At 50.6% G+C, this 13611-nt stretch carries 14 protein-coding genes; 7 read left to right on the top strand and 7 right to left on the bottom strand.

The genetic code is table 11. From position 1 onward, the window contains the following. Positions 1–35 precede the first annotated feature (35 nt). A complete protein-coding gene (locus HQ393_RS08475) occupies positions 36–614 on the top strand; it encodes a hypothetical protein (RefSeq protein ID WP_179354796.1) in 579 nt (192 codons plus the stop codon). Positions 615–639: 25 nt separating this feature from the next. Here HQ393_RS08475 and HQ393_RS08470 read toward each other — a convergent pair whose 3' ends face one another. Continuing rightward, positions 640–834: a hypothetical protein gene (locus HQ393_RS08470; RefSeq protein WP_179354795.1), complete on the bottom strand. Its 195-nt coding sequence runs from the start codon at positions 832–834 to the stop codon at positions 640–642. Positions 835–1028: 194 nt separating this feature from the next. Between HQ393_RS08470 and HQ393_RS08465 the strand changes: the two genes are divergently transcribed. From HQ393_RS08465 to HQ393_RS08455, 3 genes are all read left to right on the top strand, one after another. Next, positions 1029–1538, top strand: a complete 510-nt coding sequence (locus HQ393_RS08465) for a DinB family protein (protein WP_218871098.1) — start codon at positions 1029–1031, stop codon at positions 1536–1538. A gap of 436 nt (positions 1539–1974) precedes the next feature. Then, positions 1975–3996 (top strand): hypothetical protein, encoded by a 2022-nt coding sequence (locus tag HQ393_RS08460; RefSeq protein WP_179354794.1) that lies wholly within the window; start codon positions 1975–1977, stop codon positions 3994–3996. Between the two features lie 143 nt (positions 3997–4139). Further along, positions 4140–4637 (top strand): DUF3592 domain-containing protein, encoded by a 498-nt coding sequence (locus tag HQ393_RS08455; protein WP_179354793.1) that lies wholly within the window; start codon positions 4140–4142, stop codon positions 4635–4637. An 84-nt stretch (positions 4638–4721) separates the two neighbouring features. On the opposite strand, the gene HQ393_RS08450 is transcribed toward HQ393_RS08455, so the two are convergent. The 4 genes from HQ393_RS08450 to HQ393_RS08435 all read right to left on the bottom strand — a co-directional run bounded on the left by HQ393_RS08450 (position 4722) and on the right by HQ393_RS08435 (position 8072). Beyond that, positions 4722–4916 (bottom strand): Lar family restriction alleviation protein, encoded by a 195-nt coding sequence (locus HQ393_RS08450; protein ID WP_179354792.1) that lies wholly within the window; start codon positions 4914–4916, stop codon positions 4722–4724. A gap of 208 nt (positions 4917–5124) precedes the next feature. After that, positions 5125–6492, bottom strand: a complete 1368-nt coding sequence (locus HQ393_RS08445; RefSeq protein ID WP_179354791.1) for an NAD(P)(+) transhydrogenase (Re/Si-specific) subunit beta — start codon at positions 6490–6492, stop codon at positions 5125–5127. Positions 6493–6494: 2 nt separating this feature from the next. Further along, the gene (locus HQ393_RS08440) at positions 6495–6857 is read right to left on the bottom strand and encodes a proton-translocating transhydrogenase family protein (protein WP_179354790.1); all 363 of its coding nucleotides are present in this window, start codon (positions 6855–6857) and stop codon (positions 6495–6497) included. A 9-nt stretch (positions 6858–6866) separates the two neighbouring features. Further along, positions 6867–8072, bottom strand: a complete 1206-nt coding sequence (locus HQ393_RS08435) for a Re/Si-specific NAD(P)(+) transhydrogenase subunit alpha (protein WP_179354789.1) — start codon at positions 8070–8072, stop codon at positions 6867–6869. Between the two features lie 540 nt (positions 8073–8612). Here HQ393_RS08435 and HQ393_RS08430 point away from each other — a divergent pair. The 3 genes from HQ393_RS08430 (at position 8613) to HQ393_RS08420 (ending at position 11282) form a co-directional block, all read left to right on the top strand. After that, positions 8613–8939, top strand: a complete 327-nt coding sequence (locus HQ393_RS08430; RefSeq protein ID WP_179354788.1) for a DUF2325 domain-containing protein — start codon at positions 8613–8615, stop codon at positions 8937–8939. 230 nt (positions 8940–9169) lie between these two features. Continuing rightward, positions 9170–10936 (top strand): glycoside hydrolase family 18 protein, encoded by a 1767-nt coding sequence (locus HQ393_RS08425; RefSeq protein WP_179354787.1) that lies wholly within the window; start codon positions 9170–9172, stop codon positions 10934–10936. Between the two features lie 118 nt (positions 10937–11054). Further along, positions 11055–11282 carry a hypothetical protein gene (locus HQ393_RS08420; protein ID WP_179354786.1) on the top strand — a complete coding sequence of 76 codons (228 nt, stop codon included), beginning with the start codon at positions 11055–11057 and terminating at the stop codon, positions 11280–11282. Positions 11283–11357: 75 nt separating this feature from the next. On the opposite strand, the gene HQ393_RS08415 is transcribed toward HQ393_RS08420, so the two are convergent. Beyond that, positions 11358–12560, bottom strand: coding sequence for an ammonium transporter (locus tag HQ393_RS08415; RefSeq protein WP_179354785.1), 1203 nt, complete (start codon positions 12558–12560; stop codon positions 11358–11360). Between the two features lie 434 nt (positions 12561–12994). Further along, complete coding sequence (gene ppa, locus HQ393_RS08410) at positions 12995–13525, bottom strand: inorganic diphosphatase (protein WP_179354784.1); 531 nt, start codon at positions 13523–13525, stop codon at positions 12995–12997. Positions 13526–13611: the final 86 nt, after the last annotated feature.

Below are 13611 nucleotides of genomic sequence, written 5' to 3'. Positions count from 1 at the left end.
AAGGATGGCGCAGATGATTTCCAGAGGAACTTACTATGCTAAATGACAAAAAGACCTTGATTGATCGGAAAATGGATAGTCCTTTTGCCCGCATGGGAATGGCTTGGTTCTCCGTTTGGCCAAGTCATTTGCCAATCTTGGCACCAAAAATGGCGCTCAAAGTACGGCTGGGGCTGGTTTTGTGTGTTTTGCTGGCCAGCGCTTATTGGTTGGCTCCACGATTAAGTTGTGCCTTAGAAACGCAGTGTAAAGTAGCTAATATTGATGTGTTTCATTCACGTCAGAATATTGATCAAAGCCGCGTAGCTCAGGTGCTTGTGCTACCTGCATGGTTGGGCAATCAGCCTATAGAGTGGCGTTTGTATCAAAATGCAGGAATATATTCGAATAATATCTTTGTCCGTGTTGATGCGGTTGGTCAGCCTCAACAGATGTTGCAGTCTGCAGAGCTGTTGAATCACCTGCCATTTGAGTTTGATTTTGCCACGCTACGGCGCAATTGGGATGGTGGTTGGCTTGTGAGCTTGAAAAATACCCAAGGCGAATTATTGCTATCGCCTTTGGGTACGCCGCGCTTGATTCGCTATAGAGCGGCAGCAAGCGACGGGAGGTGAGACCAAGTGGTCTGTATGTGACTGCTCAATCGGTTTTCTGGCGTAGCTGCGCACTTTGGCTGGCAAAGATACCGCGGCGGATTTGCTCCATTTTCATAATCATCATTAAGCGACTGGCTGTTTCATACAGATAGCTTTGTGGTTTGCTTTGCTGCATCACGGCTTGAGCTTGATCTTCGAGGGTGATCAGTTCGGTGGTGTCGAGAATTTTGGGGTTCATGATGTCCTCCAATTGGGCTGGTTCTATTGCAGTATATAAAGGTATTGAAGATAGCTGGCTGTAAGCTGATTAGTGGTTGCTGGTATCTAAGCGACTGATTGATTGGCAATAGTTTTTGTTTTTGTTTTTGTTTTAGCTTAGAAATTGAAATAGCTTGGCGATAGTGAACAATACTGAGGTTCAAACTAGGGGTGATGGCGATGTTTCAGGGCAATATGCCGCAACTGATGGCGGCTTATAATCAATGGCAAAATCAGCAAGTGTACGCGGCGGCTGCCAGCCTCACTGATGAGCAGCGCAAAGCCGATCGGGGCGCGTTTTTTGGCTCGGTGCAGCGTACGCTGGATCATATTTTATGGGGTGATTTGATGTGGCTCTCGCGTTTTACGGGCGAGGAGCTGGTCACGACGCCGTCGAGCGAAGCGCTGTATGTTCAATTTGAGCAACTGCGTGCCGCTCGCGAAGCGCTTGATGCGCGGCTGATCGATTGGGCTGCGGGGCTGACTGAGGCCTGGTTGAACGAGCCCGTGACCTGGACGAGCAAGCTGTATGGTTTTACCCAAACGATACCGCGCTGGGTGCAGGTACAGCACCTGTTTAATCATCAAACCCATCATCGCGGGCAAGTCGGAACCTTGCTCAAGCAATATGGCGTCGATGTGGGGATTACAGATATTCCGCTACTATCTATGCTCAACGAATAGCTTTGGATGTATTGCCCTGAAAGTGATGGTTCATAATAAATACAAAGCCATACCGATTGGGGTATGGCTTTGTTGTTTGCTTACTTACAGGTTACATCAATAGCGCTGGGCGCTCGCTCGCGATGAGCTGTTTTTGCGCAAAATTTGATATTTTTGCTGGTATTGAAGTTAAGGCTTTGCTGCAACCAATTGCATATGCCAATTGAATAAAGCGCTTATTCAAGATACCAATCTTGTAAGCCAGCTAATACCTGTTTATGGCTGTGCTGCAATAAAGTTGACAAGCGAATTAACCCTCGTAATGATGGTTTTACGTGATTGATTTTTCAGGTAAAAAACGATTTCAAATCGGCTTAAAAATCAATTGCGCCATAAAAATTGCAAGCTTTTTGTCAGCAAAAGGCGAGCAATAAAACCATTCATGAGAGGATGAGACATGCGCAAAACAAACAATAAAATTCGTACCGCAGTATTGAGCTGTTTACTGGCGAGCCAAATTGCAACGCCTGTGATGGCCGCAGTGCCTGGCTGGTCTAGTAGTAAGATATCAATGGGCGGCGTGATCAATGGTGGCTCTGAATTGCCATTATTGCAGCAGCGCCCAGTGGACGCGCTATTTACCTATGCGGGTCAAGGCGGTGATGGTGATCGTGAGACGATTATTACCAACGACACCAAAATTCAAAAAATCATGCAGTATGTACGCGGCATGGAAAGCAATCTGGCCGGGCAAACTTTTATGCCGACGATTGTGTTCTACACCGTGGATGGCAGCTCTAGCCACTACACCATTCAGCTTGATTTGAGCAATGACAGCACCAAGCACTATTTGCGCAATCACTATATCAACCTGATTAGCATGCTCAAACAGCTTGAAAGCTATAAAGACGCGAAGCACCCAGTGCCAGCAACGCTGTTGCTGAACCCCGATTTCTTGGGCGAGATGCACAAATCTTGCCAACCCGGCTATTGCCCAACACCATTTGATTACGCCGTACCCGTTGCGAGCGGTTTGAACGAGGCGTTTGATTATTTGGGTCTGAGCAAAGCTGATATTCCAGCTGAATTTATGGCCAGCAATACCACATTGCCTAATTACATCCGTTCATTGAACTGGCTGGTGCGCAAATTTGGCCCGAATATCCCTTATGGCTGGCATTACAACGTCTGGGCTGGCGATCAAACTGGTCACGGCTGGTTGCATCAAGCCAGCCAAGACGCTAGCCTGATTACGCCACATGCCACTGCAGTGAAAAACTTCCTGCAAACCATGAAGGTGTATGGCAATCCAGAAGCAAATATGAATCCTGACTTTATCGCCTTTGATAAGTGGGAACGCGATGTGTTTTCGACCATGGCGCAAAATGGTTTGCAAGGCGGCTATTTGTATAACGCGCCAACGTATGGCGTGTATACCGAGTACGTGAAGCAAGTGTCGCAGCAACTGGGTGACAAGCCGGTGATGCTGTGGCAAATGCCTGGCGGTCATTTGCAAGTGACTGGTGATGTGGATAGCCGCGGCGACCACGCCAGCAGCGATGCGACCTATATCTTGGGCGATGCCAATGTGAATTCGGCAGCGAGCAATCTGCAAGCGTACTACGGCGATAAAGCCATGCCGACCAATAGCTCGTATGTGCTCAATGGCGCGGTTACTGTAAAAGATTTCCTCAAATGTCCAAGCACTGAAGCCTCATGCTGGCAAACGGGCCACCTAAATCAATTGAAAGCCGCCAATGTGTTTTCTGTGATCTGGGGTGGTGGTTCAACCACGTCGATTGCTGGCACGGATAATGTGAAAGACGATGGTGGCTGGTTGTGGAACCGAATTAAAGCTCTCGGTCTGAACAACGGCGAAGGCAGCACTAAACCATTGCCTACTTTGGCGCCCACAGCGACGCCAGTTGCTGGCAGCAACTGTGCCGCATGGCAAGTTGGCATGGTGTATCAGGCTGGCGCTTGCGTAACGCAAGGCGGTCAGACCTATACTGCGATGTGGTATACCGTCGGTGATGATCCTGCGACCAATTCTGGCGCTGATGGTAGCGGCAAAGTATGGCGTACCAGCACGACCAGTGGTGCAACCCCTGCGCCAACTGCGGTTGCGACACCAGCACCGACAGCCACTACAGCACCAGTTGTAACGCCAACACCAGCGCCGACGGTAGCACCAACGACAGCGCCTACGCCTGCTTCAACTGCAGTACCAACAGTTGCACCAACGGCCGTACCTACCACTGTGCCAACTGTAGCTCCAACCACAGCACCAACGGCGACGCCAGCAGCGGGTATCACGGTGTGCGCGCCAGCATGGTCAGCGACGACGTCTTACGATAAGGCTGGCACGGTGGTGTCTTATGGCAAGCACAATTACCAGTCTAAATGGTGGACTGTGAATGAAAACCCAAGCCTGACTGGTCAGTGGGGCGTGTGGGCTGATTTAGGCACCTGCCAGTAATTTGCAATATGAAATGACCAAAACGCCTTCATCGAAGGCGTTTTTTTATGGGCGACGACAATTACAAAATACGTCAATTAACTATCTCAACGTCATCTATTACCACTAAGATGCAAAGATATTGACTGCTCGATGTCTTAGCCATGCCTATGCCCGATGAAACTACGCTCAATCATGATGTCGCCAAAGTGGGCGCGTCCTATCTGCGTGCTATCGTGTATATCCAAATGGGCGTTGGGCTATTGCTGATGGGATTTGGTTATTGGACGGGTATTGATCGCTTTGCGCTCATGGTGCGTGGCGAGCAAACGACAGGGCAAGTCGTGCAATACCTCGAGCGTGGCGCTGCCACACCCGGCGCAGAGCGCTGGTTTACTGCCGTAGTGGTTTTTCGCAATGATGCTCAAACGATTTATTTTCAGGACTGGAATGGGCGCGAATATCAAGGTGGCGTGCCAGAAACCGTGTCAGTGATTTATGACCCACGTCAGCCCAGCAACGCCATAATCAATCGTCCAGCCCTCAATTGGCTACCTTGGGCGCCGGTATTTGTGCTTGGGGCGTTTTTATTTTTGCTCGGTGTATCGACTTGGCTACATCGACTGCTATTTCGCCGCACCCCTCGCCATGGCGCGGCTTAACTGGCCATACATCATTTGATATTGTAGATTTTGACGAGGGTATGTGCTCGAATGCTTTGTAAATAATGATTTACAGAGTAATACCTATTTGAGTTTGTTCCACGCCGCAATGGCTTCTTTCTTATTCGTGCCTTGCTGGCCAATTGCGCTGCAATTGCCTTGGCGACCTAATTTACTGCATTGCACCCAGAAGCGGTTTGAACCTGCTTTGTGTTGTTCGGCGGGCGCGCCACATTTGGGGCAGGCTTGGGGTTGGATGGCAGGGGCTTGATCGCTCATATATTCCTCACATTAACTTAGTCGACAAGGATAACGCGTTGGCTAACAAATTTCACCGCTTAATTTAGCCACTGAACTCATCATATGGCAGGCTGACTGGGCGACAAGCCCGATTTAACTGTGCATGGGCTTGGGCTGATTAAAGGCAAAAAAAAGCCGCGGACTCGTGCGAGTCGCGGCCAAGTTTCCCTGAGCGTCGTTCATATTATTAGTGAACGGCTTGCAGCATTTCCTCGACGACTTTTTTGGCGTCGCCAAATACCATCATGGTTTTGTCCATATAAAACAGATCATTATCCAAGCCGGCGTAGCCCGCGCTCATTGAGCGTTTTACCACCATCACGGTACGCGCTTTGTACGCGTCCAGAATCGGCATCCCGTAGATTGAGCTATTCGGGTCATTTTTCGCTGCGGGGTTCACCACGTCGTTGGCGCCAATCACCAGCACGACATCGGCACTGGAAAACTCGCTGTTGATTTCTTCCATCTCAACGACTTTCTCGTAAGGTACTTCAGCCTCCGCGAGCAAGACATTCATATGACCTGGCATACGGCCAGCGACCGGGTGAATCGCATAACGCACATCAACGCCGCGCTCAGTCAGCAAATCGGTCAGCTCTTGCAGGGCATGCTGCGCACGAGATACCGCCAAACCATAGCCGGGGATAATGATGACTTTTTCGGCATTTTCCATCAGGAAGGCCGCATCGTCGGCCGAGCCGGAACGGTAGTTTTTCTGCCCGCTGCCACTTGCGCCAGCCGCTGCCACTTCGGCACCAAAGCCACCAAGCAGCACCGAAACGATTGAACGGTTCATCGCTTTACACATGATGTAAGACAGGATCGCACCGGAAGCTCCCACGCAGGCACCGGCAATAATCAGCACCGGATTATCCAGCGTAAAGCCAATCCCCGCCGCAGCCCAACCCGAATACGAGTTCAGCATCGACACCACCACGGGCATATCGGCGCCGCCAATCGGGATAATCAACAACACTCCCAGCACCAAGGCAATCGCCAACATCATCAGGAAAGCCGCTTGGCTCCCCGTTGCGTAGTAGGCAAAGCCCAGCCCAACCATGGCCAAAGCCAAAATCAGATTGAGTAAATGTTGGCCACCAAAATTGATCGCCCGCGCGCCAAATTTGCCCGATAGCTTGCCGTAGGCAACGACCGACGCCGTAAACGTAATTGCGCCGATAAAGGCGCCGATAAACAGCTCAATTTGTTGTGCGCCAGTGTGGGCAACGCCAGTGTGAAAAACGGCCGCAACCGCGATCAAGACCGCTGATAGGCCAACCAGCGAGTGCATCGCGGCCACCAATTCCGGCATTGCCGTCATCGCGACAGTGCGCGCCTTGTAAGCGCCCACAATCGCGCCGGCAGCCATCGCGCCGACGATCAGCCAGACGACGGGTTTATTGGCAACAAAAAAGGTCGTCGCGACGGCAATCGCCATCCCGATCATGCCGTACAGATTGCCGCGCAAAGCAGTCTTCGGCGATGACAATCCGCGCAGTGACAAGATAAAGAGCACGGCGGCGACGAGGTAAAGCAGGGCAGTGAGGCTGGCCATGATTATTTACCTCCTTTTTTGGCTTTAAACATATCGAGCATGCGCTGGGTAACTAAAAAGCCACCAAAAATATTGATACTGGCGAGGAAAATCGCCAGCGCGCCCAGCACGCTGGTCAGCGTAATTTGCTGCGAATTGATATCAACCACTTGCAGCATCGCGCCGACGACGATGATGCCGGAAATGGCGTTGGTCACCGCCATCAGCGGCGTGTGCAGAGCCGGGGTGACATTCCACACCACGTGATAACCAACAAAAATCGCCAACACAAAAATTGTCAGGCTGGCAATAAAAGGATCACTCGCCACGTGTTCAGTCACGGGGAGCTGGGCAACCGCTGAAGCGGCGATGGATAAACTCGACATAATGCTTCCTTAAACGGTTTCAGTGATGGCCGCCGCTGCGACGACGGTCTCTACAACTGGTTTGGCTGGTGCTGCCGCTTTAGGCGCAGCTTCGCTGCCAAAGTAAATGCTGCCAGCGTGGGTCACGAGCGTGGCCTTGATAATTTCGTCATCCAGTTGCGGCGCGTATTGACCTTCTTTATTGAGCACCAAGCCTAAGAAAGTCAGGACATTGCGGGCAAACATGCTCGACGCATCGGTGGCGACCAAAGCGGGTAAATTGGCTTGGCCGACGATGGTGACGCCGTTGGCGGACTTCACCACTTCATCGCTACGCGACAGCGGGCAATTGCCACCTGCGGCTACAGCCAAGTCGATAATCACAGAGCCCGGCTTCATCGCAGCAACGGTTTCTGGCGTAATCAGCACGGGTGCAGGTTTGCCGGGAATCAGGGCGGTGCTAATGATGATGTCGGCCGCGGCGGCTTGTTGTGCAATCAGTGCGCTTTGGCGCGCTTTATAGTCATCCGACATTTCTTTGGCGTAGCCACCGGTGTGCTCGAACGCGGCACGTTCTTCATCGTTCAATTCCACTTCGATAAATTTTGCCCCCAGCGATTCAACTTGCTCGCGCGTGGCAGGGCGAACGTCGAAAACTTCTACAATTGCGCCAAGACGTTTGGCGGTGGCAATTGCCTGCAAACCCGCAACACCGGCGCCCAGAATCAAGACGCGAGCGGGTTTGACCGAGCCCGCTGCGGTCATAAACATTGGCATAAAGCGTGGGAAGTAATGCGTCGCGAGGAGCACTGCACGATAGCCCGCGATATTGGCTTGGCTGGATAAAATATCCATGCTCTGGCCGCGGGTGATGCGTGGGATGAGTTCTAGCGCGTAAGTGTCAATTTCCTTCGCCGCCAAGGCCGGCAAGGATGCAAAACGATGAATATTCATTTGCGCAACCAGCGCCGACTTGGGTTTGAATAAGTCGATTTCTTGGGTATTGGGCTGATTAACTTTCAAAATAAGGGCTGCAGATGAATACAGTTGGGTGGTATCTGTGGCAATGGCTGCGCCTGCGTCGATATACAGCTGATCGCTCCAGGTCGCGGCGAGGCCAGCATTGTGTTCGACCAGCACTTGATGGCCTTGCTGGCAAAGTTTTTTTACCGTATCGGGCGAGGCGGCGACCCGTGTTTCGCCGGGCAGGGTTTCTTTGGGGATCACGATCTGCATCGTCGACTTTCCTTCTGGGCAGGGCGTAGAGAGCAATGGCGTAGTGGCATAAATACCATTTCGTTTAGGGTCTGTTGACGTTTGGTTTACAGATCGCGTTTGTGCTGATTTTGACCTGAAGCCAGGCGCGAAAACCGCCGCATAGTCATTCTATGTAAGGTTTTTGCAACGCAGGGTCAGGTCAAAAGCAGCCAAACCCTCTGGGCTGGGCGATTTTTTCGATGACTCTGCGTTATATGCCGCTCACATAGAATGACTATTGTGTCGCGGCCTATGCCTTGGTTCATCGCAAAACGCGCTCCAGCGCGACGGCAAACCAAACGTCAACAGACCCTGATGCAACCATTTAGCCCCATCTGGCCTTGGCGCTGTTTGACACAGCGCAAATCAGGGTAAAACCTTATGTCGCAGCAAGTTGTTGCCGTTGGCTTGCGGTCAAAGATTTGCGTGCCATCAAATCTTCATTTATCCGTATTGATAATTATTATCATTTATGTGAGAATCATTCTCATCTTATTTAGAGCTTACAAGGTGATGGTCATGAACGCATATCTGGTCGGTGCAGATGTATTGGGCAATATTCCGCAAGTCTTGGCCCAACATGGCATTACGGTACAAAAGCACGTCAATGGCCGCAATGTCGCGCACCAACGCAAACCGCCCAGCCTCAATGGCGCAGATCTTTTGATCCTATTTACCGATTTTTTAAGCCACAACGTGATGAAGGCCTACCGCGAATTGGCCAATGAAGAAAATGTGCGTTTTGTGGCCTGCCGCCGCTCGGTGTGTGCCTTAAGCCAAAGTTTGGAAAAAATGAACGAGGTCAAAGATTGTACGCAGTGCCCCAAGCGTAAAAAATGTAAATAGCGTTGACTCTGGCCTTGTGTGATTTTTGTTCGTGAATGCAAAGGCTTGAACACTTTGGAGTAAAGACTAATACGCCAGTCGATGACTGGCGTTTGTTATGGTGTTTTCTCGTTTGGGTGCTCTTTTCTGACTGCTACAAATCGGACACTGTACCAATTAAATTCGTCTTTTTTCAGTCTATTCCTATACGATTTGCCACTAGCTGGTATTTAACAAAGATGGAGTCGACAATGAAAAAACTATTAATACCTTTGCTACTTGCTTCTGCATTTGCGCACGCAGAAACCGTAGTGTTTGAAGAAGATTTCAATACCGATCTCAAAAAATGGGTCGGCCTTGGTGGGCAAGATAACTCGCCAATGTACACCTCGATTGAAGTGGATCCGCTCAATCCTGCCAATAAAGTGGCGCGCTTTAATAAGCCCGTCAATATTGGCGATATTTTCAGCCGCCAGAAATTCCCAGCGGGCAAATACAAAATCTCATTTGACTACCTTGGTATGTGCCGCAATTGCGGTGGTACTTTAGGCTTGGATGAAGGTCAACCCGGTCGCAAAGAGCAATGGCTGGCCAGTACTGCCAATGGCTTCCCAAACCGTTTGGATGACACCAAAAAATGGGAACACTACGAATTTGAATTCAAAGGTAAATTTGATTTCCATTTGAAATGGGAGCAATGGGATTCGGCCAAGGGTGAAGGTAAAGACGCCTTTATCGATAATGTGAAACTCGTGAGCCTGGAAACAGCCGCGCCAGCAGCCGCTGCGGCGGCTGCAGTGACGCCGATTACGGCTGGCGTCGCAGGCCCAACTTCACCGCAATCGGTGATGTACTTTACCGCTTGGGGTAAAGGTCAGGGTTACTACGTTAAAAACCTTGATACCAGCGGCGCTGCGGGCAAAATCACCGTGGTTGAATACGCGTTTGGTAATGTGAAAGACAATCGCTGCGTGGTGGGCGTTGATAAAGAAGGCGTTGGTGCGGCTAGCGATGATTACTGGAATCCAGTACCCAAAGAATACACTTTGGATGGTAAAGAAGATAAAGGCGATAACGGCCTTTATGGACACTGGAATCAGCTCAAGCAACTGAAGAAAAAATACCCCAATCTCAAAGTTGTGATCAGCTTGGGCGGCTGGAATTGGTCGAAACATTTCTCTGATGCGGCCTTGCCAGCGAACCGCGAATCATTTGTTAAATCATGCGTTGATGCTTATATCAAAGGCAATGTACCGGATAAAAACGGCAAAGTTGTTGCGGGTATGGCGGCAGGCGTCTTTGACGGCTTTGACATCGATTGGGAATACCCAGGCTCACCGGGTAATGATGGCAATATCGTGCGTGAAGACGACACGAAAAACTACACCGCCTTGCTGGCAGAATTCCGCAAGCAAATCGACGCGATCAAGCCGGGCTATTTGTTGACCGTGGCAACCCCAGCCTCGGCGAACAAAACTGAAAAAATTGAGCTGGAAAAAATCATTCCATCGCTCAATTGGATCAACTTGATGACCTATGATTTCTCAGGTCCATGGTCAGGCACGACTGCGCCGCATTCGACCTTGGTGGGTAGTGCCAAAGATCGTGTTTCAGTCGATAGCACCGTCGATGAATACCTCGGTCGCGGCGTACCGTCGAATAAGCTGGTGCTGGGCGTGCCATTCTACGGTTATGGTTGGACTGTCAACAGTATGGAAAACAATGGCTTGTACCAGCCTGCGATTGCTAAAGCAAAAGGTCCGCTCGAAGCGGGCGTTGCACCATACTCTTACCTGAAAACCTTGCCAGGCAAAGTGTATCGCGACGATAAAACTCGCGCGATGTGGAAAGTGAATGGCAAAGACGTTTGGGTGTATGACGACGTTGAGTTGCTCAAAGAGAAAATCGAGTACGCCAAGAAGAAAAAACTCGGCGGCATTATGGCTTGGGAAATTTCTCAAGACACGCCAGATGCTGAGTTGGTAACAACGATTTACAACGGCATGATCAAGAAATAATCAGCAGTGTTTTCAAGCTAAGCCGCACTTGAGTGTGGCTTGACCTGATCCAAACCGCCCCACTAGCTTGGCTACTGGGGCGGTTTTTTTTCGCGATTGATGTCGCTCGCTCGCCAGCATGGTTTGGTTAGATGTTTGTGAGCTCACAAGTGAGTTAAGTGAGCCTGATACCTTGCTGGAACGCGCTTTTGTGATGAACCAAGCTGGGCTCTCGCTCAGTGATTTATCCGCGCTGCGCAAGGCGGTAAAAAACCTGACTATCGCCGATATTCAGCAGGGCGCGCAGCAATTGCTCGCCACCAAATGGATGACGGTAGGACGCTTAACGCCAAATCCACGGATGTAATTGACGGTGTAAAAGTTGCAGAAATAAATAAAGGGGCGTAAGCCCCTTTATTTTTACCGATGCGCCAAGGCGAAATTACCAGTTGGTTTCACGCTCTGGGCTGGCGGAAATCTGATGGATGCTCAAATCCGCGCCATTAAATTCTTCTTCATCAGACAAGCGAATGCCGACAGTTTTCTTCAATACGCCATACACCACATAGCCGCCAACAAAGGCAATCACGATACCCAGTAGCGTACCGACGATTTGCGCAAGGATACTCACCCCACCCATACCGCCCAAGGCTTGGCTACCAAAGATCCCTGCGGCAATACCTCCCCATGCACCGCAAATACCGTGCAAAGGCCATACGCCGAGTACGTCGTCGATTTTCCATTTGTTTTGCGTGATGGTGAACAGATACACAAACATCCCGCCCGCAATTACGCCCACGACCAAAGCGCCCAGCGGATGCATGATGTCGGAACCCGCACACACCGCAACCAGGCCTGCGAGTGGGCCGTTATGGATAAAGCCGGGGTCATTCTTGCCGAGCACGGTGGCCGCCAAAGTGCCACCCACCATTGCCATCAGCGAGTTCATCGCCACCAAACCAGAAATACCTTCGACTTTCTGCGCGCTCATCACGTTAAAGCCAAACCAGCCAACGATCAAAATCCACGCGCCGAGTGCTAGAAATGGAATGCTTGAAGGCGGATGCGCCGCAACGCGGCCTTCTTTGGTGTAGCGACCACGACGTGCACCAAGATGAAGCACGGCTGCCAGACCGATCCAGCCGCCAACGGCATGTACGACCACTGAGCCAGCAAAGTCGTGGAAATTCGCGCCAAACCAGGCTTTGAACAGGTCTTGTACGCCAAAATTATTATTCCACATCATGCCTTCAAAGAAGGGATAGACCAGACCAACCAACAAAAAGGTCGCCGCCGATTGCGGGTGAAACTTGGCGCGCTCGGCAATCCCGCCCGACACAATCGCAGGGATCGCGGCGGCGAAGGTCAGCAGGAAGAAAAACTTCACCATGCCATAGCCGCTGGCGGCGTTGAGCTCGCTCACGGGCACCAGCATGTGAACGCCGTAAGCAATCGTGTAGCCAACAAAGAAATAGGCAATCGCCGATACGGCAAAATCAGTCAGGATTTTGACCAAGGCATTGACCTGATTTTTCTTGCGCACGGTGCCCAGCTCCAAAAATGCAAAGCCGGCGTGCATCGCCAAAATCATAATGGCGCCAAGTAAAATAAACAGTACGTCCGTACTGGTGCGAAGTGCGTCCATGTGTGCTCCATATTGGTGATTATTATGGCGGTTTAGCTAGCAATATTTATGCCAGTGCGCAGAAGTGGTGCAAATGCAGGCGTTGCGGTGAATTAATGCTGAAGGGGAGCGAGATGTGCGCCTTGATCTGGTGCGTGAACTAAAATTTGCACAATGATGGTGCAATTGATTTTGCTTGAAGGAATGCAGATCTGGTGATGGTGGGGTATTGCTTTGTAATCTATATGCAATATAGATTTGAAGGCTATACCTTGGAAGGACGTAAAAAAACCCGCCGAGGCGGGTTTTCAAATAAAGCCAGACTCGCCAAGCGAGGCACCCTCTCAAGGAGAGGGCGGGGGGGAGTGGGTATAGAACATCAGCGGCAGATACATCGTTGCCTGTTCTAGGGCTAGGCCGAGACCTACCAAGCCCAGACTCCCGTGGCACGCCGCTTAGGCGTTTTGCGCGCGCTCGTAGCTGGTCATGATTTCAGCTTCAGCTGCGGCTTTATCGCCCCAGCCAGTCACTTTAACCCATTTGCCTTTTTCCAGATCTTTGTAGTGCTCGAAGTAGTGTTTCACTTGAGCCAACAGCAATTCTGGGATGTCTTCCAGTTTTTCGATGTGAGCAAACATCGCGCAAACTTTAGGTACTGGTACAGCGATCACTTTCGCGTCCATACCTGATTCGTCTTCCATGCCCAATACGCCAACTGCACGGCATTTGATGACCATGCCTGGTGCCAATGGGAATGGGGTGTAAACCAATACATCGACAGGATCACCATCCAATGACAGGGTGTGTGGCACAAAACCGTAGTTCATTGGGTAAGACATCGAAGTACCCACGAAACGGTCAACGATGATCGCGCCAGATTCTTTGTCGAATTCGTATTTTACCGGTGGTGCATTGGCCGGAATTTCAATAATTACGTTGAAATCTTCTGGCAGGTTTTTGCCTGCAGCAATTTTGCTGATGTCCATGAGCTTCAATCCTGAGGATGTAGTTTGAATAAAACCTCGCGATTATAACGGCGAGTCGCCCAGACTGATAGCTTCTGATGATTTTA

The organism is Chitinibacter bivalviorum (genome assembly GCF_013403565.1).
GTDB lineage: Bacteria > Pseudomonadota > Gammaproteobacteria > Burkholderiales > Chitinibacteraceae > Chitinibacter > Chitinibacter bivalviorum.
The sequence above is the reverse complement of the archived record's forward strand: the minus strand, read 5'-3'. Positions and strand labels throughout refer to the sequence as shown.